General features: G+C 67.8%; 18 protein-coding genes. 8 read left to right on the forward strand and 10 right to left on the reverse strand.

Annotated features, from left to right (window positions below):
- Positions 1-131 precede the first annotated feature (131 nt).
- Positions 132-1,340, forward strand: coding sequence for an ROK family protein (locus OCW50_RS17950; protein ID WP_262271106.1), 1,209 nt, complete (start codon positions 132-134; stop codon positions 1,338-1,340).
- 39 nt (positions 1,341-1,379) lie between these two features.
- On the opposite strand, the gene OCW50_RS17955 is transcribed toward OCW50_RS17950, so the two are convergent.
- Positions 1,380-1,910 carry a hypothetical protein gene (locus OCW50_RS17955; protein WP_262298509.1) on the reverse strand — a complete coding sequence of 177 codons (531 nt, stop codon included), beginning with the start codon at positions 1,908-1,910 and terminating at the stop codon, positions 1,380-1,382.
- A gap of 309 nt (positions 1,911-2,219) precedes the next feature.
- On the opposite strand from OCW50_RS17955, the gene polA reads away from it, so the two are divergent.
- The 3 genes from polA to metW all read left to right on the forward strand — a co-directional run bounded on the left by polA (position 2,220) and on the right by metW (position 7,635).
- Entirely contained in the window at positions 2,220-5,279 is a 3,060-nt protein-coding gene (gene polA, locus OCW50_RS17960; protein ID WP_262298510.1) for a DNA polymerase I, read from the forward strand.
- Positions 5,280-5,824: 545 nt separating this feature from the next.
- Entirely contained in the window at positions 5,825-6,997 is a 1,173-nt protein-coding gene (gene metX, locus OCW50_RS17965; RefSeq protein ID WP_262298511.1) for a homoserine O-acetyltransferase MetX, read from the forward strand.
- Positions 6,994-7,635, forward strand: a complete 642-nt coding sequence (metW, locus tag OCW50_RS17970) for a methionine biosynthesis protein MetW (RefSeq protein ID WP_262271102.1) — start codon at positions 6,994-6,996, stop codon at positions 7,633-7,635. The genes metX and metW overlap by 4 nt, the downstream gene beginning before the upstream one ends.
- Positions 7,636-7,746: 111 nt before the next feature.
- Here metW and xerD read toward each other — a convergent pair whose 3' ends face one another.
- Together xerD and OCW50_RS17980 are read right to left on the reverse strand one after the other, a co-directional pair.
- On the reverse strand, positions 7,747-8,679 hold the full coding sequence (gene xerD, locus OCW50_RS17975) for a site-specific tyrosine recombinase XerD (protein WP_262298512.1): 933 nt from the start codon (positions 8,677-8,679) through the stop codon (positions 7,747-7,749).
- The gene (locus OCW50_RS17980; protein WP_262298513.1) at positions 8,676-8,825 is read right to left on the reverse strand and encodes a histidine kinase; all 150 of its coding nucleotides are present in this window, start codon (positions 8,823-8,825) and stop codon (positions 8,676-8,678) included. The genes xerD and OCW50_RS17980 overlap by 4 nt, the downstream gene beginning before the upstream one ends.
- A 138-nt stretch (positions 8,826-8,963) precedes the next feature.
- Between OCW50_RS17980 and OCW50_RS17985 the strand changes: the two genes are divergently transcribed.
- Genes OCW50_RS17985 through OCW50_RS17995 form a run of 3 tightly spaced genes read left to right on the forward strand, consistent with a single transcriptional unit; the run spans position 8,964 to position 12,036 of the window.
- A complete protein-coding gene (locus OCW50_RS17985) occupies positions 8,964-9,596 on the forward strand; it encodes a shikimate kinase (RefSeq protein WP_262271100.1) in 633 nt (210 codons plus the stop codon).
- Positions 9,593-10,741: a 3-dehydroquinate synthase gene (gene aroB, locus OCW50_RS17990; protein ID WP_262298514.1), complete on the forward strand. Its 1,149-nt coding sequence runs from the start codon at positions 9,593-9,595 to the stop codon at positions 10,739-10,741. The genes OCW50_RS17985 and aroB overlap by 4 nt, the downstream gene beginning before the upstream one ends.
- Positions 10,738-12,036 carry an HlyC/CorC family transporter gene (locus tag OCW50_RS17995; RefSeq protein ID WP_262298515.1) on the forward strand — a complete coding sequence of 433 codons (1,299 nt, stop codon included), beginning with the start codon at positions 10,738-10,740 and terminating at the stop codon, positions 12,034-12,036. Before aroB ends, OCW50_RS17995 begins: the two co-directional genes overlap by 4 nt.
- A 136-nt stretch (positions 12,037-12,172) precedes the next feature.
- Here the strand turns inward: OCW50_RS17995 and OCW50_RS18000 are convergent, their stop codons facing one another.
- The 6 genes from OCW50_RS18000 to OCW50_RS18025 all read right to left on the reverse strand — a co-directional run bounded on the left by OCW50_RS18000 (position 12,173) and on the right by OCW50_RS18025 (position 20,536).
- Positions 12,173-13,042, reverse strand: a complete 870-nt coding sequence (locus OCW50_RS18000; protein ID WP_262298516.1) for an alpha/beta fold hydrolase — start codon at positions 13,040-13,042, stop codon at positions 12,173-12,175.
- Positions 13,039-14,835, reverse strand: coding sequence for a glucan ABC transporter ATP-binding protein/ permease (locus OCW50_RS18005; protein ID WP_262298517.1), 1,797 nt, complete (start codon positions 14,833-14,835; stop codon positions 13,039-13,041). The genes OCW50_RS18000 and OCW50_RS18005 overlap by 4 nt, the downstream gene beginning before the upstream one ends.
- Positions 14,836-14,924: 89 nt before the next feature.
- The gene (locus OCW50_RS18010; protein ID WP_262273438.1) at positions 14,925-16,889 is read right to left on the reverse strand and encodes an ABC transporter ATP-binding protein/permease; all 1,965 of its coding nucleotides are present in this window, start codon (positions 16,887-16,889) and stop codon (positions 14,925-14,927) included.
- 100 nt (positions 16,890-16,989) lie between these two features.
- Positions 16,990-17,487, reverse strand: coding sequence for a CAP domain-containing protein (locus OCW50_RS18015; RefSeq protein WP_262298518.1), 498 nt, complete (start codon positions 17,485-17,487; stop codon positions 16,990-16,992).
- Positions 17,484-20,018: a DUF3772 domain-containing protein gene (locus tag OCW50_RS18020; RefSeq protein WP_262298519.1), complete on the reverse strand. Its 2,535-nt coding sequence runs from the start codon at positions 20,016-20,018 to the stop codon at positions 17,484-17,486. Before OCW50_RS18020 ends, OCW50_RS18015 begins: the two co-directional genes overlap by 4 nt.
- A 227-nt stretch (positions 20,019-20,245) precedes the next feature.
- Entirely contained in the window at positions 20,246-20,536 is a 291-nt protein-coding gene (locus OCW50_RS18025; RefSeq protein ID WP_262273435.1) for a hypothetical protein, read from the reverse strand.
- Positions 20,537-20,862: 326 nt separating this feature from the next.
- On the opposite strand from OCW50_RS18025, the gene OCW50_RS18030 reads away from it, so the two are divergent.
- Positions 20,863-23,613, forward strand: coding sequence for a glycoside hydrolase family 2 protein (locus OCW50_RS18030; RefSeq protein ID WP_262273434.1), 2,751 nt, complete (start codon positions 20,863-20,865; stop codon positions 23,611-23,613).
- 115 nt (positions 23,614-23,728) lie between these two features.
- On the opposite strand, the gene OCW50_RS18035 is transcribed toward OCW50_RS18030, so the two are convergent.
- On the reverse strand, positions 23,729-25,900 hold the full coding sequence (locus tag OCW50_RS18035) for a family 1 glycosylhydrolase (protein WP_262298520.1): 2,172 nt from the start codon (positions 25,898-25,900) through the stop codon (positions 23,729-23,731).
- Positions 25,901-25,929: the final 29 nt, after the last annotated feature.

Raw genomic sequence — 25,929 nt, forward strand, 5'->3', positions numbered from 1 at the left:
TGCGTTATATTTCGAGCGCGGAAATAATTATCTCAGCCGTTGGCAGCTTCAAGCACCGATCGGGTTATATTTTCGTCTGATACCCATCGGTACGGAAGTTGTTTTATTCATAGATCGAAGAAATGACCGCGATGACCCTGCTCCCCCTCTCCCCCCGCGAAACGGCGCGCCGGCGCCTGCTCGACGCCTTGCGCCGGGAGGGCCCCATGGCCCGGGTGGAGATCGGCCAGCACCTGGGCGTGAGCCCGGCGAGCGTCTCGGACCTGACCGCGAGCCTGCTCGACGAGGGGATCCTGGTGGCCGAAGAGACGGCCGATCCGGCCTCCGGCCTGATTCGGGGCCGGCCCAAGACCCGCCTGTACTTCGCCGAGACCCTGGGCTCGGTGATCGGCGTCTGGACCGGGTTCAATCGTATCGAACTGCGGCTCGTGGACAGCGCCGGGCGCAACCGCGCCAGCCGCCATGTGGAGCGCCCCTTGCGCAGTCTCGGGGCGGAGGAGCTGATGGACGTGCTGGCCGGCACGATCACGGCCTTCGCCGAGGAGACCGGGGCCCGCGACGTGAAGGCCGTGGGGCTCGCCTGCCAGGGCTACGTGGACACGAAGGACGGCATCGTGGCCTGGAGCCCGGTCCTCGGCGCCCGCGATCTGCCGCTCGCCTCGGGCCTCGGGGACCGGCTCGGCAAGCCCGTCCTCATCGAGAACGACGCCAGCGCCATGGCGTTCGCCATCACGCAACGGAACTCGGACCTGCGGTCCGGACGCACCGCCTGCCTGATGGTGGGCGACGGTGTCGGCCTCGGCTTTCTCATCCAGGGCGAGCTCTACCGCGGGGCCCGGTTCGGCGGCAGCGAGTTCGGCCACGTGCGGCTCCGCCGCAGCGGCCCGCAATGCCGCTGCGGCGGGCGTGGCTGCATCGAGGCCTATCTCGCCGATTACGCCCTGCACCGGGACGCCCAGCTCATCGACCATCGCCCGGCCCCGACCCTGCTGCTGCCGAGCGAGGGCGCCATGGGGGCGATCGTCGCGCAGGCCCGGGCGGGCGATCCCGCCCTCCTCAACCTGTTCCAGGCCGCCGGCGAGGTTCTGGGCGATGCGGTCGGGATCCTGATCCAGACGCTCGAGCCCGACCACATCGTCATCTGCGGCCCGGGCACCCGGGCCATGGACCTGCTGCGCCCCTCCTTCGAGGCGGCGCTCGACTCGCAGACCATTCCCGAGCTGCGGGCGCTCGCCGCCATCCATGTGGTGGAATCCTCCATGGACCTGCTGACGGAGGGCGTCGTCATGCAGGCCCTGCGCGAGCTCGACCTGGATCTCGCGCGCCTCAAGGCGGCCTGATCCCGCCGTTGGAACGTCGACGGCGCGGGATCGCCGGGCTCAGATGAACCAGAAATCCGCCTTCGTCAGATGCGCTCCCTCCTTGGTGGCGAGCGTCACGGTGGCGATTTCCAGGGCGGCGTATTTGCGGCCGCTTCCATCCTGGTCGAAAGAGGTCTTCGCCGTCCTGGAATTGGTCTGCTTGACCAGGACAAAGTCGTTGCCGTCATGCGCCTTCCCGTCCAGGCTGACGAAGCGGGCATCGAGCTTCACGGCCCTGTCCAGGGAAGCGCCGTGCTTCTTTTTGAGGAAGCCCGCGATCGTCTTGTTCGTGAAGGCGTTGTGGTCGAGAGAGATGTCGTCGAACGTCGAACCGAAATCCTTGATGACGTCCTTGTTGGCCTTGTAGTCCCTCTTCGAGATCTTGGTGTCGAAGACGAACCGGTCGCGGCTGTCCGAGCCCGTGCCGCCTTCGAGCGTGTCTTTGCCTGCTCCTACAAAGGCATGGGTCGCCACGCTGCCGTCGGCGAGCTTGAGAGTCTCGACCACCACGTCGCTTGCATGGTCGATGAGGTCGGTGTCAGCGACCATGCGGAACCGAAATATCGAGCGAATCCGACTCCGTCGATGTCGTATGTCATGTTGAATGATCCATCGGCGAACGCGCTCACGGAGGGGTGCGGCGGCTGCGTCGACGAGTCGAGGACGTTGTCCTCGATTGCTCCACTGAAAACGGACAGGTCAGCCCTCCGGCTGCTCGTCTGCTGCGCCATCTCCCCCGCAAACCCTTGCCCGGCCTCGTTTTGCACCCCTGTCTGTGGCTGGTCGCCGCGTCGGCGCTAGCCCCGGGGGGCGGGAGGGGCTATATCTTCGGCCGATCCATTCTCCACGACCGAGCCGATGCCCTCATCCCGCCCCGTCCAAGCCGGCGACCACGTCTTCCTCGTCGACGGCTCCTCCTTCATCTTCCGGGCCTACTTCCAGTCCATGAACCAGGACCAGAAGTACAATGCCCGCTCGTCGGACGGCATGCCGTCCGGGGCGGTGCGGCTCTTCGTGTCCAAGCTCCTGCAGTTCATGCGCGACGGGGCGGCCGGCCTCAGGCCGACCCACCTGGCCATCGTGCTCGACAAGTCCGAGGGCTCGTTCCGCAAGGAGCTCTACGAGGATTACAAGGGCCATCGGCCCGACGCCCCGCAGGACCTGAAGGTCCAGATGCCGATCATGCGCGAGGCGATCCGCGCCTTCGGGCTCGAGCCCGTGGAGCTGCAGCGCTACGAGGCGGACGACCTCATCGCCACCTATACCCAACAGGCCAAGGCCCGCGGGGCGGACGTGCTCATCATCTCGTCCGACAAGGACCTGATGCAGCTCGTCGGCCCGAAGGTGTGCTTCTACGATTTCGAATCGGGCTCCAAGGGCAAGCCGGGCTACCGGCCCGAGCGCAACCTGGACGAAGCCGCCGTCATCGAGAAATGGGAGGGCATCCCGCCGGAAAAGATCGGCGACGTGCTGGCCCTCATGGGCGACACCTCCGACAACGTGCCGGGCGTGCCGGGCATCGGGCTCAAGACCGCCGCCCAGCTGATCAAGGAATACGGCGATCTCGAAACGCTCCTGGAGCGCGCCCCCGAGATCAAGCAGCCCAAGCGCCGCGAGACCCTGATCGCCAACGCGGAATCCGCGCGCCTGTCGAAGAAGCTCGTGACGCTCGACTGCGACGCCCCGGTGCCCGTGCCCCTCGACGACCTGCGCCTGCCCGAGCCCGATCCGAAGACCCTGATCGGCTTCCTCAAGGCCATGGAGTTCAACACCCTGACCCGGCGCGTCGCCGAGCTCTACGACGCCGATCCTTCGGCGATCGAGCCCGACCCGCGCCTGATGCCCGGCGGCGAGGCGATCCGCTGGGAGCGCGACGGCGACGGCACCGGCGTGACGGCGCCCACCGACGACACGGTGCCGTTCTTCGGCAAGGCCGACGCGGCGGCGGGCGAGGTCGATCCCTTCGCGGGCCTCGACCTGCCGGAGACGGCGACCCTGCGCAAACCCGTCGAGGGCATCGGCACGCCCTCGCAGGTCGCCGGGAAGCGCGCGACGGAAGCCGCGTCGGTGCCCATCGACGTCACCGCCTACGAGACCGTCACGAGCCTCGATCGCCTGAAGGACTGGGTCGCCCGGGCCCGCGAGCAGGGCCATGTGGCGGTCGACACGGAGACGAGCGATCTCGACGCCAACCGGGCCGATCTCGTCGGCGTCTCCCTGGCGCTCGAGGCCGGAAAGGCCTGCTACGTGCCGCTGCAGCACCGGGACGAATCGAACCTGTTCGGGGGCGGCCTCGTCCAGGGCCAGATCCCCGTCGGCGAGGCGCTCGACGTCCTGCGCCCGCTCCTGGAGGATTCCGCAATCCTCAAGATCGGCCAGAACCTGAAATACGACTGGGTCGTGTTCAAGCGCCACGGGATCGAGGTGCGGCCCTACGACGACACGATGCTGATCTCCTACGTGCTCGATGCCGGCAAGGGCTCGCACGGGATGGACGAGCTCTCCCGCCGCCATCTCGGCCACTCGCCGATCAGCTTCTCGGACGTGGCCGGCACGGGCCGGAACAAGGTGACCTTCGACAAGGTCGAGATCGCCAAGGCCACCGCCTACGCGGCCGAGGATGCGGACGTCACCCTGCGCCTGTGGCAGGTGCTGAAACCCCGTCTCGTGGCGGAGCGGCGCGCCACCGTGTACGAGACCCTGGAGCGCCCCATGGTCGATACGCTCGCCCGCATGGAGATGCGCGGCATCATGGTCGACCGGCAGATCCTCAGCCGCCTCTCGGGCGATTTCGCCCAGACCCTGGCGCGGCTCGAGGACGAGATCCACGAGATGGCCGGCGAGAAGTTCGCGCTCGGCTCGCCCAAGCAGATCGGCGACATCCTGTTCGGCAAGATGGGCCTGCCCGGCGCGAAGAAGACCCCGTCCGGACAATGGGCCACGCCCGCGACGCTCCTCGACGAGCTCGCGCAGGCCGGCCACGAGCTGCCCGCCAAGATCCTCGAATGGCGCCAGCTCTCCAAGCTGAAATCCACCTACACGGACACCCTGCAGGAGCACATGCATCCCGAGACCAAGCGGGTGCACACCTCGTTCTCGCTCGCCGCCACCACGACCGGGCGCCTGTCCTCGTCCGACCCGAACCTGCAGAACATCCCGATCCGTACGGAAGCGGGCAGAAAGATCCGCAAGGCCTTCGTGGCGCCCGAGGGCCACAAGATCATCTCGGCCGATTACAGCCAGATCGAGCTGCGGCTGCTGGCGCATATCGCGGACATTCCGCAATTGCAGGAGGCCTTCGCGGAAGGCATCGACATCCACGCGGCGACGGCGTCCGCCATGTTCGGCGTGCCGCTCGACCGGATGACCCCGGACCTGCGCCGCCAGGCCAAGACCATCAATTTCGGCATCATCTACGGCATCTCGGCCTTCGGCCTCGCCACGCGCCTCGGCATCGGCAACGCGGAAGCCTCCACCTTCATCAAGCAGTATTTCGAGCGCTTCCCGGGCATCCGCACCTATATCGACGAGACGAAGCGGTTCTGTAAGGACAAGGGCTACGTGACGACCCTGTTCGGGCGCGTCTGCCATTACCCGCAGATCCGGTCGAGCAACCCGTCCGAGCGCGCCGGCGTGGAGCGCCAGGCGATCAACGCGCCGATCCAGGGCACCGCGGCGGACATCATCCGCCGGGCCATGGTGCGCATGGAGGACGCCCTGAAGGCGGAGCGCCTCTCCGCCCGCATGCTCTTGCAGGTGCACGACGAGCTGGTGTTCGAGGTGCCGGACGACGAGGTCGACGCCTCCCTGCCGGTGATCTCCCGCGTGATGACGGAAGCCCCCTTCCCGGCCATCACCCTGAAGGTCCCTCTCGCCGTGGAGGCGCGCGCGGCGCAGAACTGGGACGAGGCGCATTGATCACGCGCCCGGTCGTCCGGGAGGTCAGCACTCCCCAGGAACACCGTCAGGCTCACGGACCGGACGGTGCCCGGCGGTTCCGATCGGAAGGGTCGCGCCACAGCGATGGTCACCCTCTCACGTCATCACCGGGCTTGTCCCGGTGATCCCGCTTCTGTGAGGCGTTGCGCTCAAAGCAATCGGGATGGCCGGCACAAGGCCGGCCATGACGTGCGGAGGGTGACGCGACGGGCGGCCCGGCTCGATGCTTGTGGGTGTGATGGCAGAGCCGGACAGCGCCTCGCGCACGCACCTCACCCTCCACGTCATGGCCGGGCCTGTCCCGGCCATCCCGATTCGGAAGAGCGCGGCGTTCCACGTCATCGGGATCACCGGGACGAGCCCGGTGATGACGCGGAGGGTGGCCCAACGGGCGGAGGGTGGCCGGGACGGGCGGCGACCTCGGCGCCCCGGGATCCCTGAGCCGTCGGACGAGACGTTATGTTCGTTGACGCGGCAGCCGCTCCGCAGTACCGATTGTTCGAAAGAACGAACTCTTCCGTTTAATGATGTCATTTGCTCCCCTGTCCTCCGAACCGCGAAGCCAGGTCGACGACCCGTCGAGCCTGGTCATGCGGTTTGGCGCACACGAGCCCCTGATGATGGATTCAGGGATCGCGCTCGCCCCCTGGCAGATCGCCTATCAGACCTACGGCACCCTCAACGCGGACAGGTCGAACGCCGTTCTGATCTGCCACGCGCTGACCGGCGACCAGCACGTGGCCAACGACAACCCGGTGACGGGCAAGCCCGGCTGGTGGCTGACCATGGTCGGGCCCGGCAAGCCCGTGGACACGAACCGCTTCTTCGTGATCTGCGCCAACGTGATCGGCGGCTGCATGGGCACCACCGGTCCTGCCTCGACCGACCCGGCGACGGGCCGGCCCTACGCGCTCGACTTTCCGGTCGTCACCATCCGGGACATGGTGCGGGCCCAGGCGGCCCTGATCGACAAGCTCGGCATCGAGAGCCTGTTCTGCGTCGTCGGCGGCTCCATGGGCGGCATGCAGGTGCTGCAATGGGCCGTGAGCTACTCGACCCGGGTCTTCGCCGCCCTGCCCATCGCGACCGCTGCCCGCCACTCCGCCCAGAATATTGCCTTCCACGAGGTCGGCCGCCAGGCCGTGATGGCCGATCCGGAATGGCGCGGCGGGCGCTACCTGACCGAGGGCACGCGACCCTCCAAGGGCCTCGCCGTGGCCCGCATGGGGGCGCATATCACCTATCTGTCCGAGATGGCCCTGCACCGGAAGTTCGGCCGCAACTTCCAGGACCGGTCCGCCCCGACCTTCTCCTTCGACGCGGATTTCCAGATCGAGAGCTACCTGCGCTACCAGGGCATCTCCTTCGTCGAGCGCTTCGACGCCAACTCCTATCTCTACGTCACCCGGGCGATGGACTATTTCGACATCGCGGCGGAGCATGGCGGCTCGCTCGCCAAGGCCTTCAAGGGCTCTGCCACGCGCTTCTGCCTCATCTCCTTCACGTCGGACTGGCTCTTCCCCACCTCCGACTCCCGCGCCATCGTCCACGCCCTGAACGCCGCGGCGGCCTCCGTCGGCTTCGTCGAGGTGGAGAGCGACAAGGGCCACGATGCCTTCCTGCTCGAGGAGCCCGAGATGTTCGCCGCCGTCCGCGGCTTCATCGATGCGGCCGCGCGGGTGCGGGGGATCGCATGATCGCCTCGACCCTTCCGGCGACCGATCTCGAGACCGGCCATCGCCTCGACTTCCTTCTCGTGGCCGACATGGTCGAGCCGGGCTCGCGGGTGCTCGACATCGGCTGCGGCGACGGCTCGCTCCTGGCGATCCTGCGCGACCGCCGGGGGGTCGACGGCCGCGGCATCGAGATCTCCCGCGAGGGCGTGAACGCGTGCCTGGCCAAGGGCCTGCCGGTGATCCAGGGCGATGCCGACACCGATCTCGCCGATTACCCGGACGATGCCTTCGACTACGTGATCCTGTCCCAGACCATCCAGGCCACACGGCAGCCCCGGGTGGTGCTGGAGCATCTCCTGCGCATCGGCCGCCGGGCCATCGTGTCCTTCCCGAATTTCGGCCATTGGCGCGTGCGCTTCGATCTCGGCGTCCGGGGCCGGATGCCCATGACCGAGAACCTGCCCTATTCCTGGTACGACACCCCCAACATCCATTTCTGCACCATCCGGGACTTCGTGGAGCTGTGCCGGGAGGTCGGCGCCCAGATGGAGAAGGCCGTGGCGCTCAACGCGGGCGGCCAGCCGATCCGGGTGACCCTGCCCTGGTGGGTGTGGAACCTGCTCGGCGACCAGGGCGTGTTCCTGCTGAAGAGGCGGTAATACGCGCGGCCGTCGTCATGGCCGGCCTCGTGCCGGCCGTCCCCCATGGTAGGGCTCGGCGTTCCAGACGAACGGGATCATCGGGACAAGCCCGGGATGGCCGGAAGAGCGCTACCCTTCCCCCTCCGCAAGCGGGTGAAGATCGCGCACCATGCTCTTCAGGCGCTCGTCCAGCACATGGGTGTAGATCTGCGTGGTCGAGATGTCGGAATGGCCCAGAAGCTCCTGCACCACGCGCAGGTCGGCCCCGTTCTGGAGCAAGTGGCTGGCGAAGGCGTGGCGGAGCACGTGGGGGCTGACCCTGTCGGCTCGCAGGCCCGCCGCCCCGGCGAGCGCCTTCAGGTCGCGGGCGAAGGCCTGGCGGGTGAGATGGCCGCTCTCGCTGTCGGCTGGAAACAGCCAGGGGCCGGCAGCCTTGGTCCGCTCCTCCAGCAGGGCCAGATAGGCGCGCGCCGCATCCCGGGCCGCGTCGGTCAGCGGAACGAGCCGTTCCTTGGCGCCCTTGCCGCGGACCACGAGGAACCGGTCGCGGGACCTGGCGGCGCTGCGCGGCAGGGCGACGAGCTCCGAGACGCGCAGGCCCGTGGCGTAGAGCAACTCCAGCAGGCAGGCCATGCGGGCGGCGCGAAGACGCTCGGACGGTGGGGCCTCCGGGTGCTGAATGCCCTCATAGGCCACCTGCAGCAGACGGTCGACCTCGGCCACGGAGAGCACTTTCGGCAGCGCCCGTCCCCGCTTCGGCGCCGAAACCGCGGCGGTCGGGTCGGCCGGGGCATAGCCTTCCACGTAGAGGAACTTGTGGAACTGGCGCACCGCCGAGAGCCTGCGGGCGGCCGAGGAGGCTTTCAGGCCGCGCTCCTCCAGGCTTGCCATGAAGCCCCGGATCGTGGCGGAACCCGCCGTGTCCGGCTCGCCGCCGGTTTCCTTCAGGTAGGCGAGGTAGTCGTCGAGATCGCGCCGGTAGGCCTCGAGCGTGTTCTTGGAGGCGCCCCGCTCGGCGGCCAGCATGTCGAGGAAGAGGCTCGCGTGGCGCGCGCCGCTCATGAGGACGAGGGCGTGCGGCTGGTGGGCACCGGGACCGTGATCTCGCGCGGATTGGGGTCGACGAAGGTCGCGAGCGCAAACATGGCCGCGAAGCCAAGGCCCGCGAGAATGGCGACGACGAGGAGGAACCGGAACAGGGTGGGCACGTGAGCCTCTTGAGACGTTGAACCGCTAGAACCATGCCAGGGCCGCGAAGGCAAGTCCCTCACGTCGGTTAAGTTTGCCAGGGAAAGGGGAATAACGCCCTTGTGACAGGCCGCCGCGCCCGTGCTAGGACTGAGGCCATGAACAATATCAGCCGCTTCAATTCGCTCGATGAAGTCGGCGGGCAAGACCAGTCAAGCCGGCGCGGCCATCCGATCAGCCGCCAGCTCGGCACGCGATCGCTCGTGCTCGTCGGGCTCATGGGCGCCGGAAAGAGCACGGTGGGCCGCAGGCTCGCGCAGACGCTCAAGCTGCCGTTCCGCGACGCCGATCACGAGATCGAGGCCGCGGCCGGCATGACGATCCCCGAGATCTTCGCCATCCATGGCGAGGCCCATTTCCGCGACGGCGAGCGCCGCGTGATCGCCCGCCTCCTGCAGGAGGGGCCGATCGTGCTCGCCACGGGCGGAGGCGCCTTCATGAACGAGGAGACCCGCCAGCGCATCGCCGAGCACGGCGTCTCGCTCTGGCTCAAGGCCGACCTCGACATCCTCATGCGCCGCGTGCGCAAGCGGGCGACCCGCCCGCTCCTGCAGAACCCCGACCCGGAAGGCACCATGCGCCGCCTGATGGAGCTGCGCTACCCGGTCTATGCCACGGCGGACGTGACCATCGATTCCCACGAGGCCCCGCACGACCGGGTCGTCGCCGACGTCATCAAGGCACTGGGCGACTGGTTCGCCCGCGAACACCAGGGAAATGCCGAGCCATGACGCGTCCCGCCTCCCGGAGGGACGACCGGTCCCTCATCACGGTTCCGGTCCCGCTCGGGGACCGCGCCTACGACATCCTGGTCGGGCGCGGCGTGGTCGAGACGGCCGGATCGCGCATCGCGGCCTTGGGCGCCCGCGCGGCCGCCATTGTGACGGACGAGCATGTGGGGCCGCTCTATGCCGGGGCTCTGGCCGGAGCCCTGGAGGCTCAGGGCCTGCGCGCGTCCGTGACCACGCTGCCGCCCGGCGAGGCCACCAAGTCCTATGCCAGCCTGGAACAGGTCTGCGACGCCGTGCTGGCCGCCAGGATCGAGCGCGGCGATCTCGTGGTGGCGCTCGGCGGCGGCGTGATCGGGGACCTGGCGGGTTTCGCGGCCGCAGTGGCGCGCCGGGGCGTACGCTTCGTCCAGGTGCCGACCACCCTGCTGTCCCAGGTGGATTCCTCGGTCGGCGGCAAGACCGGCATCAATTCGCGTCACGGCAAGAACCTCGTCGGCGCCTTCCACCAGCCGAGCCTGGTCTTGGCCGATACGGCCCTGCTCGACACGCTGCCCCTGCGCGAGATGCGTGCGGGCTACGCCGAGGTGGCGAAATACGGCCTCATCGACGACGCGCGCTTCTTCGCCTGGTGCGAGGCGAACTGGCGGGGCATCTTCGCCGGCTCACCCGAGCGGGACGAGGCGGTGGCGCAGAGCTGCCGCGCCAAGGCCGCCGTGGTGGTGCGCGACGAGCACGAGAACGGCGACCGGGCGCTCCTCAATCTCGGCCACACCTTCGGCCATGCGCTCGAGCGGATCACCCGGTACGATTCGGCGCGCCTCGTCCATGGGGAGGGCGTCGCCATCGGCCTGTGCCTGGCGTTCCGCTTCTCGGCCGCGCTCGGCCTGTGCCCGGCGGCGGATGCCGCGCGCGTCGAGGCGCACCTGTCGGCCGCTGGACTTCCCACGCGCCTCTCCCATGTTCCCGGGGGCTGCGGCACGGTCGACGCGCTTCTCGACGCCATGGCCCAGGACAAGAAGGTGAAGGGCGGCGCCCTGACCTTCATCCTGGCCCGGGGCATCGGGCAGAGCTTCATCGCTCCCGGCATCGAGGCCGACAAGGTCCGCAGCTTTCTGGACAGCGAACTCGAACCGTCACGGTCATGATCGAAGATTCCTCCGGCGATCTCTGGTTTGCGGCCCTGGTCGTCGTCTTCTGCCTTCTGCTCTCGGCCTTCTTCTCGGCCGGCGAGACGGCGTTTACGGGCGCGTCGCGCTCGCGCATGCTGGTGCTGGAAAAGGGCGGCGACCGGCGCGCCAAGCTGGTGAACCGCCTGCTCGAGATGCGCGAGCGCTTCATCGGCACGGTGCTGATCGGCAACAACATCGTCAATATCGGCGTCTCGGCCTTCGCCACCAGCGTGCTCGTGGCGATCTTCGGCCAGGAGGGCGCGATCTACGCCACGGTGATCATGTCGGTCCTGGTGATCGTCTTCGCCGAGGTGCTGCCGAAGACCGTCGCCATCTCGTCACCCGAGACCGTGTCGCTCGCCCTCTCGCGGCCCATGACCTGGGCGGTGGCGTTTCTGGGGCCGCTCGCCATCGCCATCGAGCGGATCGTGCGGCTCATGCTGCGCCCCTTCGGCATCCGGATCGGGGCGAACACCCCGATCCTCTCGGCCAGCGAGGAGATCCGCGGACAGGTCGCCCTGCTGCACAAGGAGGGCGGCGTCGCCAAGGTGGAGCGCGACATGCTGGGCGGCCTCCTCGACCTCGAGGACCTGACGGTCTCGGAGGTGATGGTCCACCGCACCAAGATGCGCACCATCAACGCGGATCTCTCGTCCGAGGAGATCGTGCGCGAGGTGCTGTCCTCGCCCTATACCCGCATGCCGCTTTGGCGCGGGAGCCAGGAGAACATCGTCGGCGTGCTCCATGCCAAGGACCTGCTGCGGGCGCTCGATGCGGTCGGGGGCGACGCGGGCAGGCTCAAGGTCGAGGCGATCGCGCTGGAAACCTGGTTCGTGCCCGACACCACGTCGCTGCGCGACCAATTGAAGGCCTTTCTCGCCAAGAAGACCCACTTCGCCCTCGTGGTCGACGAATACGGCGAGGTGATGGGCCTCGTGACCCTGGAGGACATCCTCGAGGAGATCGTGGGCGACATCAAGGACGAGCACGATCTCTCGGTCCAGGGCGTGCGGCCTCAGCCGAACGGCTCGGTCAACGTCGACGGCTCCGTGCCGATCCGCGACCTCAACCGGGCCATGGACTGGAACCTGCCGGACCAGGAGGCCACCACCATCGCGGGCCTCGTCATCCACGAGGCCCAGACCATTCCCGACACGGGTCAGATCTTCACCTTCCACGGCTTCCGCTTCCAGGTGCTGCGCAAGTCGCGCAACCGGATCATGGCGCTCAGGATCACGCCGCTCACAACCGTTCGGGCGAGGGCCGAGTAGGATCCGGGTGAACCAGGCCCGCCATGGCCGGGCTTGTCCCGCCATCCCGATGCGGAGAGGCGCGGCGCCTCCTGGATCGGGATCACCGGCACGAGGCCGGTGATGACGAGATGGGATGGACCGGAAGATCGGCTGGTCACCCCTTCAAGAAGTCCGCCAGCGCCGCATTCACCGCATCGGGCTCCTCGTGCTGGACCCAGTGCGTGGCGGTCTCGATCCAGCGGACGCTGCCCGAGCGGCACAGGGCAAGGCTCGCCTCCGCCAACCCCCGTTCGAGGAACCGGTCGCCCGTGCCCCAGACCACGAGCGTCGGCGGCAGGACCGCAGGATCCTTCATGTCCGGCCTGAACGGCAGCGCGCGATACCAGTTGAGCATGGCGGTGAGCGCGCCCGGCCGGGACCAGGCCGTCTCGTAACGGGCCAGATCCTCGTCGGAGAACGTGCCGGGACGGCTCGTGCGCCGAAGGGCATCCTTCAGGCTGCGATGACCGTTCGCCGACAGCATCGCCTCGGGCAGGCGCGGGATCTGGAAGAACCCCACATAGAGGCTCCTGAACATCTGGCTCGGATGCGCGCGCATATAGGCGCCGGCGACGCTCGGGTGGGGCGCATTGAGCACCACGAGCTTTTCGACGCGGTCCGGATGGCGGGACGCCGTCCACCAGGCGACGAGCCCGCCCCAGTCGTGGCCGACCACGGAGAAGGTTTCACGCCCGAGCGCATCGGCCAGCCCGACCACGTCACCCGCCAGGATGTCGAGGTCGTAGGCCCGCCGGCCGGCGGGCTTGTCGCTGAGATTGTAGCCGCGCTGATCCGGCGCGAGCACGCGGAACCCGGCCTCCGCGAGAGGGCCGATCTGGGAGCGCCACCCCCACCAGAACTCGGGAAAGCCGTGGAGCAGGATCACGAGCGGCCCATCCTCGGGGCCCGCCTCCACCGCATGGAGGGTCACGGCGCCGACCCGATGGCGGCTGCCCGTCGTCTCGGGATCGAAGCTCCGGGTCATGCGTGGGCCGACACTTTCACGCGCTTCGGCGGCGGCTCCTCGGAGGCCATGAACTGCGCCCGGGCGAGCTCGGCGAACCGGCCGCCCTTCGCCACGAGGTCGTCGAAGGTGCCGGTCTCGATGACGCGGCCCTGATCGAACACGAGGATCCGGTTGGCGTTGCGGATGGTGGCGAGGCGGTGGGCGATCACGAAAGTCGTGCGTCCCTTCATCACCTCGTCGAGGGCGAGCTGCAGCTTGCGCTCGGTGGCGGCGTCGAGCGCGCTCGTCGCCTCGTCGAGGATGAGGATCGGCGGGTTCTTCAGGAGCGCGCGGGCGATCGACAGGCGCTGACGCTCGCCGCCCGACAGCGAGCGCCCGCGCTCGCCGATGACGGTGTCGAGCCCCTCCGCCTGTCGCGAGATGAACTCGATGGCCTGCGCCCGCTCCAGGGCTTCGATCATCTCCTGATCCGTGGCGTCCGGGCGTCCGACCTGCAGGTTCTCGCGGATGGTGCGCGCGAACAGCATCGGCTCCTGGAACACCACGCCGATATTGCGACGCAGGGACGAGAGCGTGACGTCGCGGATATCGAGGCCATCGATGCGGATGGACCCCGATTGCGGATCGAAGGCCCGGTGCAGCAGCCCGAGCGTCGTCGACTTGCCGGATCCGGTGGCGCCGACCAGCGCCACGTTCTCGCCGGCCTGCACCGTGAAGGACACGTCCTGCACGGCGGAGCGCTTGCCGTCATAGGAGAAGCTGACGGTGTCGAAGACCACGTCGCCCCGGTAGCGCTCCACGTTCCGGGCATTGGCGCGGTCGTGCACGACCGGGGCGGTGTCCAGGATCTCGAAGAATTCCTGCAGCTTCGGCGCCTGCATGAAGAGCTGGTTGATGAAGCTCACCGCCTGTTCCAATCGGCCGATCAGCATGGTGGCCATGCTCATGAACATGACGACCTCGCCGATGGTCGCCAATCCGTTCAGATGAAGCCAGGTGCCGAGAAGGAAGATCGCCGTGACGGTGATCGTCGCCGACGCGCGCGACGCCACGGAGGCGAGCGCCCACCAGGACAGCACCGGGTTCTGCGCCTGGAGCAATTGCTGGATGATGGTCCGCAGGGAGCGGCTCTCCGCTTCCACGCGGGTGAAGGACTGGATCACCGGCACGTTGCCCAGCGCGTCCGAGGCATGCTCGGCGAGGCTCGAATGATAGCGCTCCACGGAGCCCTGGAGGGTTTCCGTCTTGCGCAGCACGATGGCGGTGAGAAACGCGAAGACCACGACCAGCGCCACGAGGAGCAGGCCCAGGCGCCAGTTCAGGAACACGGTCAGCGGCAGGAGCACGACGAGGGCGATCAGGGCCGACAGATGCTCGCGGAAGAAGCCGAGCCAGAGCCACGACATGGCGCCCGAGCCCTCGAGCATCACCTTCAGCACGCGGCCGGAATGGGTCGAGGTGTGGAAGGCGAGCGGCAGTTCGAGCACGTGCTCGAAATAGCTCGCCACCACGGCCAGCCGCCGCCGGTGCGCCAGCCGGTCCGCATGGAGCGCCACCAGGGCGCCGGCCCCGATGGAGAACAGCCCGAAGGCCACCCAGGCGAGGATGAGGGGCGTGAGGGTCCCGAAGGTCACGGGTGCGGCGTTCGGCATCTGCGCGCGGGTGAGCACATCGATGATGCGCCCGAACAGGATGGGCTCGGCGAAAGCCGAGATCGCCAGCGCGATATTGGCCAGGGCGAGCAGCGCGCCGACCCTCAGGTCGGACCCGAGCTGGCCGAGGACACGGATGTAAAGCCTGATCAGCCGCATGGGGATCTACCTGCGAACGAAGCGAACTCCAAAGGATGTCGCGTACTTCAACCCGCTTGAAAAGCCGAAAGGTCCCGAACCGTGTCCCGTCATGCGCGGCTCCTCGCCGGCTTCAGGCTCCGGCGGAAGCGCCCGATCCATTTCGGCCCGAGCTTCGACGAGCGCTCGCTCCCCCGCGACCGGGGCCGGGCCAGAAGAATGGCCCCTTCCTTCGTCTTGCGGATATGCAGGGTTCTCGTGTGGAACTCCTCGAGGCCGGGCCGGTGCCCGATCGACAGGACGCTCGCCCCGTTCAGCTCGTTCTCGAACAAGGCCAGCATCGACGCCTGGTTCTCCTCGTCGAGGGCCGAGGTCGCCTCGTCCATGAACACCCACCGGGGCTTGTGCAGCAGCACCCGGGCGAAGGCCACCCGCTGCTGCTGGCCCAGCGACAGGCTCCGGTCCCAGCGCTCGTGCCTGTCGAGCATCTCGACGAACTCGCCCAGGCCGCAGCGTTCGAGGGCCTTGCGCACATCGGCATCCTCGAAGGTCTCGGGCGAGGCCGGATAGCTGATGGCGGCTCTGAGCGATCCCAAGGGCAGATAGGGCCGCTGCGGCAGGAACATCATCTCCTCGGGCTTCGGGATGCGGATGCGGCCGGAGCCCCAGGGCCAGAGGCCGGAAATGGCCCGGAACAGCGTGCTCTTGCCGGCGCCCGATTCGCCCATGATCAGCACCCGCTCGCCGGGCCGGATCTCGGCCGTCGCATCCTCGATGAGGATGCTGCCGTCGTTGAGCGCGATCGAGACGGCCTCGAAGCTCAGCCAGCCCTTGGGGTGGGGGCCGATCTCGATCTTGCGGCTCTCGGCCGTGACCTCGTCGAGATCGATGGCGGCCTGCCGGAACGTCGCGACGCGCAGGACGGCGGAGCGCCAATCGGCGATCTTCGGGAAGTTGTCGACGAAATAGCGCAGAGCCGACTGCACCTGATTGAAGGCGCCGACCACCATCATCATCTCGCCGAAGGACAGGCGTCCCGCGAAATAGTCCGGCGCGGCCGCGAGGATCGGCACCACGATGGCGAGCCAGCCATAGCCCGAGGTGATCCAGGTCAGGCGCGCCAGGCCGCCGGAGAGGCGCCGCGACGCCTTGAGGACCGCCTCGACGAACTCGTCGAGGTTTCGGCGCTCGTCCGGCTCGCCGTTGTAGAGGGCGACGCTCTCGGCGCTCTCGTTCACGCGCACGAGCGCGAAGCGCAGCTCCGCCTCGCGGGCATAGCGCAGGGTGTTCAGGCGGATCATCGGACGCCCGACGAGCCAGGTCAGCCCGGATCCGATCCCGGCGTAGCCGACCGCGACCCAGACCATGTAGCCCGGGATGGTGATCTCGCGGCCGCCCAACGTGAAGCTCACGGGCCCCGACAGCGCCCACAGGACGCCGATGAAGCTGACCAGCAGCAGGAAGGCCTGCAGCATGCCGACCCCGAGCTCCGTCGAGAGTTCGGAGAAAAGGCGGCAATCCTCCTGCATCCGCTGGTCGGGCTGGGCACTGTTCTCGCCCATGAAGCCCATCTGGTAGGCCCGGTTCGGCATGAGCCAGATGTCGAGCAGCACCTGCGTCAGGCGCTGGCGCAACCGGATCTTGAGCCGCTCCTGAAGCCAGGTCTGCGCCACCACGAGGGCCAGAAGGACCGCGATGATGACCAGGAAGACCAGGAGCTGATGGAAGAAGGTGGCTGAATCCCGCTTCTCGACGGCATCGAAGAAGGCGCCGTTCCACTGGTTGAGACGCACCTGGCCGAACATGTTGCCGACCAGGATGACAAGGATGGCCGCCCCCAGCCGCAGCATGGGCCAGCCCTTCCCGTTCCGGAGCATGTCGCGAAAGAGCTGATACAGCTCCCGGAGGATGCTCGGGGCCATTTCCTGCGCATGGGGCGGCTCGGGAGGATGGGCGGCCGCGATGGCGGCCTCCTTCGCCAGGGTGGCGCCTTGGCCGGGACCGACCTCCTGATCGCTCCCCACCGCTGGCGGCGGGGGCAGCTGCTTGCCCAGTTTGGGATCGAAATCCGGCATCGGTCGAACGCGTACTCGGTGAGCTTGAGAGTTCCTCAAGCTAAAGCGCGTTCACATACGTTAAGTTCCGATCCGACCCCTGTCCGGAGCGCCGCAGCGGTCAGCGGCGGTCGGCCGCGACCGCCAGAGCCCAATAGACCTTGTACTTGGAATTCGGCGCATAGGCCGTGGCGATCCCGATCCGGGTCGCCCTGGAATCGAGGAGCACCCGGTTGTGCTGCAGGCTCTCGCGCCAGCCGGAGAAGGCTTCGGCCAGGGTGTGGTAGCCGGCGGACAGGTTGGCGGCCGGCCCCGTGAAGCCCGCCGAGGCAAGGCGGGCCTTGAAGGCCTCGGCGGAGCTCGGCTTGTCGGCCCGGGCCATGGCGTCGGCCTCCGCCTGGGCGGCCGCCTGCAGGTCGGGATCGAGGGTGAGCGGCCGCAGGCCGTTGTTGCCGCGATACGCCCCGATCATGTCGCGGGCCATGGCGGCGTCCACGACCGCGTCGGCCCGGGCCATCGACACGTAGAAGCTCGGGGTCTGGCTGCGCTGGACGGGCTTCTCGCTCTGGCAGGCGGACAGAGCGAGGGCGGGAAGGATCAGGAGGATGAGACGCTTCATGCGGGCGTCTTATCCTTGAGAAGGGTTAAGGTTTCGTCCTCTTTCTCCTCCGCCTTCGCGGCCTTGTCCTGCGGCTCCTCGGCCGGTTCGGGCGCGGGAGCCGGCGCGGGAACCCCGACGCCGGCCTTCCGCAGGCCGCGGAAGATCTCGAAATAGATGTCGCTCGAGACCCGCCCGGCCGCATCGATATCGTCCACGAAGCAGATGAGATCGAAATCGATGGTGTTTTCGGTCACCTTCTTGAACAGGACCCGGGGCGCCGGCTCGCTCATCACCTCCCGGTGCGCGAGGGCCGCCTTGCGCATGATCTCCGCCACCTGGTCCGGATCCGACGCCCGGGGCACGGGGATCGACACGAGCACGCGGCCCACGCGGTCGTTGCGCACGCGGTTGCGCACGATGCCGGAGATGAGGTTCGAATTCGGCACGATGATCGTCGAGCGGTCGAAGGCCTGGATCTCGGTCGAGCGCACGTTGATCCGGCGGACATAGCCCTCTCCGTCGCCGACGACCACGAGGTCGCCGACCCGGATGGGGCGCTCCCACAGGAGGATGAGGCCGGAGATGAAGTTGTTGACGATGGATTGCAGGCCGAAACCGATACCGACCGACAGGGCGCCGGCCACGATGGTCACCCGCTCCAGGCTGAGGCCCAGATAGGTGAAGGCGATCATGCCCGCGATGATGATGCCCACATAGCCCGCCGCCGTGCTGATCGAGTTGCGCAGACCCGCATCGAGCTCGGTCGCCGGCAGGAAGGTGTTGTTGAGCCACCGCTGGATCACCCGCGTGACGGCGAAGCCCGCGGCGAACAGCACGGCCGCGATGAGGATCGACGACAGGGAGATCGTGACGTCGCCGACGTTGAACCCGAAGAACAGGGCCCGGAGCGATCCCGTCACGTCGGCCGACTCGATGCCCCAGGGCAGCAGCACGAGCAGGACCGCGATGACGATCAGGGCCAGCCGCATGATGCCGCTGGCCAGGATGCCGATCTGCTCCAGGGAGCGGCGGCGCAGGCCCGTATTGGCCTGGAGCGCCGTGGCGAGCCGGGTCTGGCCGCGCAGGGAGCCGCCGATGAACTCGTCGGCGAATGCGATGCCGAGGATCAGCAGGGCGATCACGATGGAAATGCCCACCGCCTGGTCGACCACGAAGGACGCCAGGGCCACATAGCCGCCCACCACGCTGCCGACGATCAGCGCGACCACGAACCAGCCGACGCTGCGCAGGGGCCCGCCGATATCGACCTCCTGGGCGACGTACGGCCCGAGGCATGCCTCGTCCTGGGATTCGCGGGCCGCGAAGCGCCGCAGGAGCTCGGCGAAGACCAGGCCGGCGGCCAGGGCGAAGACGGCGCGGGTCATGACCGTGACCGGCAGGGCGGCCGCGATGGCCGCGTTGAACGACTCGATCACCTTGCCGGCCACCATGACGGTCGCCAGGGTCACGGCAAAGCTCATGATCCGGGCCGCGGAGGCATCCCGGACCGGGATCAGCCGCCAGGAGGTATGATCCGGCGCCAGGATCGCGTCGATCAGGGCGCGCACGAAGGCGATGAAGGCCAGGCCGCTCAGAAAGGCCCTGCCGACCTGCTCGAGCCGCGGCGGGACGATGTCGACCGAATCGAACGCCACCCAGACGATCCAGCTGCCGGCGATCGCCGGACCCGCCCCCAGGATCAGCACGCCGAGGGCGGCCAGAAGGCGGCTGCGGCGGGCCGGGTCTGTAACGGCGGGATCCCGCCTCACGAGGCGCGGCGCGAGGGAGCGGCGCCCGGCATAGAGGGCGATCGCCACGCCGATGGCCAGGCCGAGAAGAAGCAGCACGCCGATCGAGGTGCTGCGCTGCACCTGCTCGAGGGCATCGCCCAGGACGATCCCCAGTGCCCGAAGCTCCCGCGGAACGGCCTGCACCACGTTCATCCAGAGGCTGGGGCTGAGGAGGCCATCGCTCTGCTCGAACAGGGCCCGGGTGAACCCCGCCCGGCGCAGGTCGCCGATCTGGGTGTTGAGCTGCTCGGCCTGGACCAGCAGGGCACGCCCGAGCCGCTGGGTCTCGTCCAGTTCCGCGACCGCTGCCTCGCGCTCGGCCCGGTCGCGGGCCACGTCGGCGCTCTCCTCGGGCTGGCCCTTCTCGGGCTTCGGTCCGAGCTGGCTCAGGCGCTGCTTGCTGGCCTCGAGCTTCGGGGCCTGTTCGTCGACGACCGTGCGGATCTCGGCGATGATCGGCTCGATCTGCAGGCGGATGTTCTGCAGATCCGCATCCGGCATGGTCCGGCCCTGGATGGCCGCTTCCTTCTGGTCGAGATCGGCCTTGAACCCGTCGAGCCTGGCGCGGGCCGCCTTCGTCTCGGCCGAAATGGGAGCAGGCGCCGGCACGGCGGCCTGAGGCTGGGTCGCGGCGGGGCTCTGAGCCGGCGGGGCGGTCGGAGAGGTCTGCGCCTGCTGCGCATAGGATGCGCCGCCCGCTGCAACGCCCGCCACGATCACGGCAGCCCGGAAGAGCCGCTTCATCCCCATGCTGATCATTCAGTCGTCCCTATCGCATTCCCGGCAGCACCGGATCGGTCCGGTGCCTGTCTCTTTCAAAGAGCGCCCTGCTTGCGCCGAGAACCGGCCCGCTTGTGCCTGGCGCTGCCACGGCGGGGTGGTTCTTTGCGAATCATTACGGCGAAAAGTCGCCGCCCGGTCGGCGAAGCGCAACAAAAAAGCCGGGAGAGGCCGCAGCCTCTCCCGGCTTCCCTAAGGGAAAATTCTTACTGCTTGGGGGTTTCGTTGGCCGACGGCTGCGCGCCCGGGGCCGGATAGGCCGGGTTGGCGGGCGTGATCCGGTTGGTGGGATTGGCGTTCGAGGAGCCGGTCGTGGAGCCCGTCACGTTGGCGCGGGCGGCATCGGTGCCCGGGTCGTCCGGAGACGTCGAGCTTGCCCAGATCATGTATCCGGACACCGCCACCGCGAGGAGCAGGAGCGAGCCGATCAGAACGCCCAGGACCGGGCGGCCGGACGCCCCCTGTCGGGCACGATCATCGGGAATCTGTTGAGCCATCTGGAGCCTCTTTGAGAAATGCGGTTTGTCGGGCGAGCAGCAAGGCTCGGCATTATCAGGGCAACGCGAGATGGAAGAGCCGGTTCCTGCCTGTGCCCGTCCATTCGGACCGGCCTCGGGATCGATCCGACTCGGGATCCAATGGAGCGTTTCTCCGTTGTTCGAGACGGGCCACCAACAATGGTCAGAGACGAGGGGCCAATGGTTCGAACAGGCTTCGGCGACACCCTATGTCGCAGGCTGGGCACCTTCCCGCATCGCCGGCCTTCGGCCATGTTCTCGCCGCTTTCGAAACCATTGGGTAATCTCTGATTCAAGGAGATGTCATGCAGGACAATCGCATCAGTCTGGACGGGACTTGGGAATTTTTGCATGTGGCCGACGACCGTCTGTCCGGCCCGGCGGAGGTTCGCCAGATCACGGTGCCAAGTCCCTGGCAGGCCCAATTTGCGGACCTGCGCATGCGCGCCGGCATCGGCATCTATCGCCGGACCGTCGAGATCGACGAAGCGTGGCTGCACGACAGCGTCTGGATCCGCTTCGGCGCTGTGTTCCACAATACCAAGGTGTTCGTCAACGGCGAGGCCGTGGGTCATAACGAGGGCGGGTTCCTGCCGTTCTCGTTCGACGTGACCTCCCACCTCAAGCCCGGGGCGAACGAGATCAAGGTCCGGGTCGATAGCCCGACCGACAACCCGGCCGAGTTCCCGGATTCGCCCTTCGCCGAAATCCCGTTCGGCAAGCAGAGCTGGTACGGCCCCCTGTCCGGGATCTGGCAGCCCGTCTACCTCGAGCGCCGCATCTCCGACCACATGAACCGGGTGCGGCTCGTGCCCAATCTGACCACCGGACGGGTGACCTCCGGGGTGTTCTTCGCGCGCCCGCTCACGGACGCCACCCAGATCCGCATCGCGGTCACGGACCCGTCGGGCGATGTGGTCCTCGACGAGATGCACGAGACGCAGGTGGGCGTCACCTCGATGCCGTTCGAGTTCACGCTCGACGACGTCCGCGCGTGGTCGCCTGACCATCCCAATCTCTACCGCGTCCGCCTCGAACTCATCCGCAACGGCGCGGTGAAGGACGAGATCGCGGACCATTTCGGCTTCCGCTCCATCGAGACGCGCAACGGCAAGTTCTATCTCAACGGCGAGCCGCTCTACCTGCGTTCCGCGCTCGACCAGGATTACTATCCGGACACGATCTGCACCGTGCCGTCGGTGGAATTCCTGGAGGACCAGTTCCGCAAGGCCAAGGAGCTCGGCCTCAACTGCCTGCGCTGCCACATCAAGGCGGCCGACCCGCGCTATTACGAGGTCGCGGACCGGATGGGGATGCTGATCTGGACCGAGCTGCCGAACGGCGGCATGGCCACGGACCGCTCGCGGGGACGCAAGGAAAAGCTCCTGAAGGGCATCGTCGACCGGGACGGCAACCATCCGTCCATCGTGATCTGGACGATCATCAATGAGAACTGGGGCGTCGATCTCGTCAACGATGCGGATCACCGCGACTGGCTCAAGCGCACCTTCGCTTGGCTGAAGGCCTACGATCCGACGCGCCTCGTGGTCGACAACTCGCCGCTCGCACCGAGCTTCCACGTGGAATCCGACATTGCGGATTACCATTTCTACGCCGCCTATCCCGACCATCGGGCGCAGTGGGACCAGTTCGTCGACGAGCTGTCCAACAGGGCCTCGTGGCTCTACTCGCCCCACGGCGATGCAGTGATCACCGGCCGCGAGCCGCTGATGTGCTCCGAATTCGGCAACTGGGGCCTGCCTTATCCGAAGGATCTGCGCGACGCCAAGGGCGAGGAGCCCTGGTGGTTCGAGACCGGGCACGACTGGGGCGAGGGCGTGATGTATGCCCACGGCGTCGAGAACCGCTTCTCGGACTGGAGCCTGGACCGGGTCTTCGGCGATCTGCGCCGCTTCGTCATCGCGGCACAATGGCAGCAGTTCCGCGCGCTCAAATACGAGATCGAGGCCATGCGTCGGAAGCCGAACCTCGCCGGCTACGTGATCACCGAACTGCACGACTGCCATTGGGAATCGAACGGCCTCCTCGACATGCGTCGCAACCCGCGCGTGTTCCATGAGCTCTTCCACATCGTCAACTCGGATACGGTGATCGTGCCGAAATGGGAGCGGGCCTCTTACTGGTCCGACGAGACGGCCGTCCTCGGTCTGGCGATCGCCCACGGGGCCGGACCGGTTCTCGAGGATTGCACGCTGGAGATCTCCCTCTGCGGCGAGAGCCAGATCCTGTCCCTGCCCCGCCTCGAGGCGCCGGCCGTGCTCGATCTCGGCCGCATCGAGATCCCCGTGCCGGGAATGGACGAACCCTCCCTGCGGCGCATCAGCCTCGATCTGCGCACCGCCGATGGTCGCGTGGTCGCGCATAACCACCACGACATCGCGATCCATCCCAAGCGCACGAGGCCCGTTCATGCGCGCGAGCTGGTCTGGTCGCCGGACGAGGACATCCGGGAGCGGTTCCGGGCGCTGGGCTACAGCATCGCCCGCGCGTTCGAGGAATCGACCCTGATCGTGTCCCGCACGCACAACAAGGCGATCGCGGATCATGTGCGGGCGGGCGCCAAGCTCCTGCTCCTGCCGGAAGAGGACATGACCCTCTATCCGTTCTTCCCGCACTGGCAGGCCGTCCGGGTGCAGGCGCGCGCCGGCACCCTCTGGTCCGGAGACTGGGCCTCGTCCTTCGGCTGGCTGCGGCGCTCGGGACATTTCGCCCGGTTCCCCTCCGGCCCCCTCCTCGACGAAACCATGGACCGGGTGCTGCCCGATTACGTGATCGCGAACTGCAACCTGCTCGACTTCCAGGCGCGCGTGTTCTCCGGCCTCGTGGTCGGCTGGATCCACAAGCCCGTGGCGCTCGGCGTCGAGCGCTCCTATGGCCGCGGACGTCTGGTGGCCTCGACCCTGCGCCTGTTCCGCGATGAACCGCTGGCGGATCCGACCGCCACGATGTTGACGGATGCCCTCGTGGAGCTGGCCGTGGAGTCCAGAGCGGCGCGGCTCGAGGAGGCCGTTCGGGCCGCGGAGGCGGCCGCGTAAGCCTCGCCCCGCACAATCGAAAGGCGGCCAGGTGTGCCTGCGGGTGTCCCTGCAGGTGTCCCTGGCCGCCTTTTCTTTTGCCTTGCGCTGAAAGCGTCTGGCGCCGAGACGTTCTCTATTCGGCCGCCACCTTCATGGCTTCGTCCGACCACTCCACCTCGCTGTCCGCGAAGAACCGGTCGAGGGCGCTCTCCAGCCGCGGCATGAGGAGACCGCGCTCGGTGGAGAGGGCCGTGTTGAGAGCCGGATCGTCGCCGGCCCCGATCACGCGCTCAGGATCGAAGCCCGCTCGCTCCGCCGCCATGGCGGCGAGATCGCGCCATGAGGTCTCGCCGGTATTGGCCATATGCCAGATGCCGGTGCCGCCATCGATCAGGAGGTCGAGGGACGTGTTGACCAGATCGGGCACATAGGTCGGCGACACCACGTCCAGGCTGGCTTCCACGTCCCCGCCCTTGCTGAGGGTGTTCAGGATGGACCAGATGAAATTGTAGCGATCCCAGGGGCCGAAGAATGCGCTCGTGCGCAGGACGAGAGCCTTGTCGTACGCCTCCAGGACCCGGCGTTCGGCCTCGGCCTTGCTCTCGCCATAGACCGTCGTCGGGTTGACCGCGTCGCTTTCGACGTAAGGCCGGTCGAGCGTTCCGTCGAAGACGAGATCGGACGAGAAGGTGACCAGGGGGATGCCCAGATCCGCGCAAACCCTCGCCAGCGTCTCCGGGCCCGACGTGTTCTCCCGGAAGCATGCCTGTCGGTCGTTCTCGGCTTCCACGACCCGCACGTACCCGGCGGTGTTGATCACCGCCCAGGGCCGATGGCACGCGAGGGCCTTGGCGACGCTCCGGGCATCGGCGATGTCCATGTCCCGCCGGGACAGCAGCACGTGGTTGAGCCCCCGGAACTCGCACAGGCGCGAATAGGCGCGGCCGAGGGTTCCCGTGGCGCCGGTGATCAGGAGCTGGCGCGGTTCGTCGGAAAGCCAGCAGGACCTCGATTGTCTCGCCGGCGGCCTGTAGAAGCGGATGTCGCGCTTCCACCAGCCGGCGCGGTCGAGCACCGGATGGTCGAAGGCGCCGGTCTTGGCGAGCGACTCCGCCGCGTGGGCGAGCGCCGTGCGTCGCGGCTCCGGAGCCCGCACGTCGAAGGGCCCCGGCTCGTAGAAGCCGTTGCGGCGCGTCAGCAGGCTGTTCCAGTCGACGGCCCCGTAGAGGGACCAGACCGTGACGGCCCGGATGTCGACTCCTTCGTCGCGCAGCGCGTTGGCGCCGTTCCAGACCTCCATGAGCCAGCGCAGCTGGTCGTCGCGGGTGCTGCCGTGATGCGCCTCCGTGACCGCCATGGGGCGCCGGTAGCGCTCCCAGACCTCTCGAAGCCGCGCGGCGGGACCGAGGTCGGTGGACGGCAGAGGCATGCGGACGGCCTCCGCATCCGCGTAGCGGTGCCGGCCGTTGCCGCCCCAATGATGCTCCGGATAGCGGTTCATGCGCTCGTCGAGATAGCGCTCGCTGGTGAGGTAATGGTTGATGCCGATGATGTCGGGCCCCGCATCGGCCTCGAGCAGGAGCTCGAGATCGGCCTGCGGGACGCCGTTATCGAGCAGAATCGTCCACCAGGGATGATCCCGATCGACCATGCCGCACAGGAGATCGAAGCCGAGAAAGCGCCGCTGGTTCTCATGCTCGGCCTGGTAGGCGAGCGTGGACGTCGCGAAGGTCTTGCCCATGTCGTCGGTCTGGACGAGCTGCGCGTCCGGCCGGACCTTGCGGATGGCGCGCATGGACAGGACGGTCGCCTTGCACTCGTTCACCAGGATCTTGAGGAAAGCCTCATAGCTCGTTCCGTGCGGATACCAATGACCGTAGAGACCCGAGAACCGGGCCGTCGTGAGCGGCTCGTTGACGGGGGTATAGAGATCCAGATGCGGATAGCGCTCCGCCACATGGGCCGCATGGCGGGCCAGGAGCTCGGGCCAGGCAGGATCGAGCATGTGGGTGTAGCGGGGGCCGCTGCCGTGATGGCACAGGCCCGCAATGGCGCGGATGCCGAGGGTGCGGAGGCGCTCCAGGCGCGCATCGTGCCAGGAGAAGTCCGTGCGGTCCGGGCTCTCGGGAGAGATCCTCTCCCAGAGCACCGGATGACGCAGGGTGCGGATCCCGAGCTCGGCGATGCGGTCGAGATCCTCGATTCGCTCATGATGACCGGTCTCCAGGCTTTGGTCGCGATAATCGTCGCCAACTCTTGCGACGGTACATTCCAGTCCGCCCCAAAGCTCTATTGATCGGTTCATCATGCAACTCCGAGCTATTACAACAGTGC

The organism is Microvirga sesbaniae, from assembly GCF_025460805.1.
Taxonomy (GTDB): domain Bacteria; phylum Pseudomonadota; class Alphaproteobacteria; order Rhizobiales; family Beijerinckiaceae; genus Microvirga; species Microvirga sesbaniae.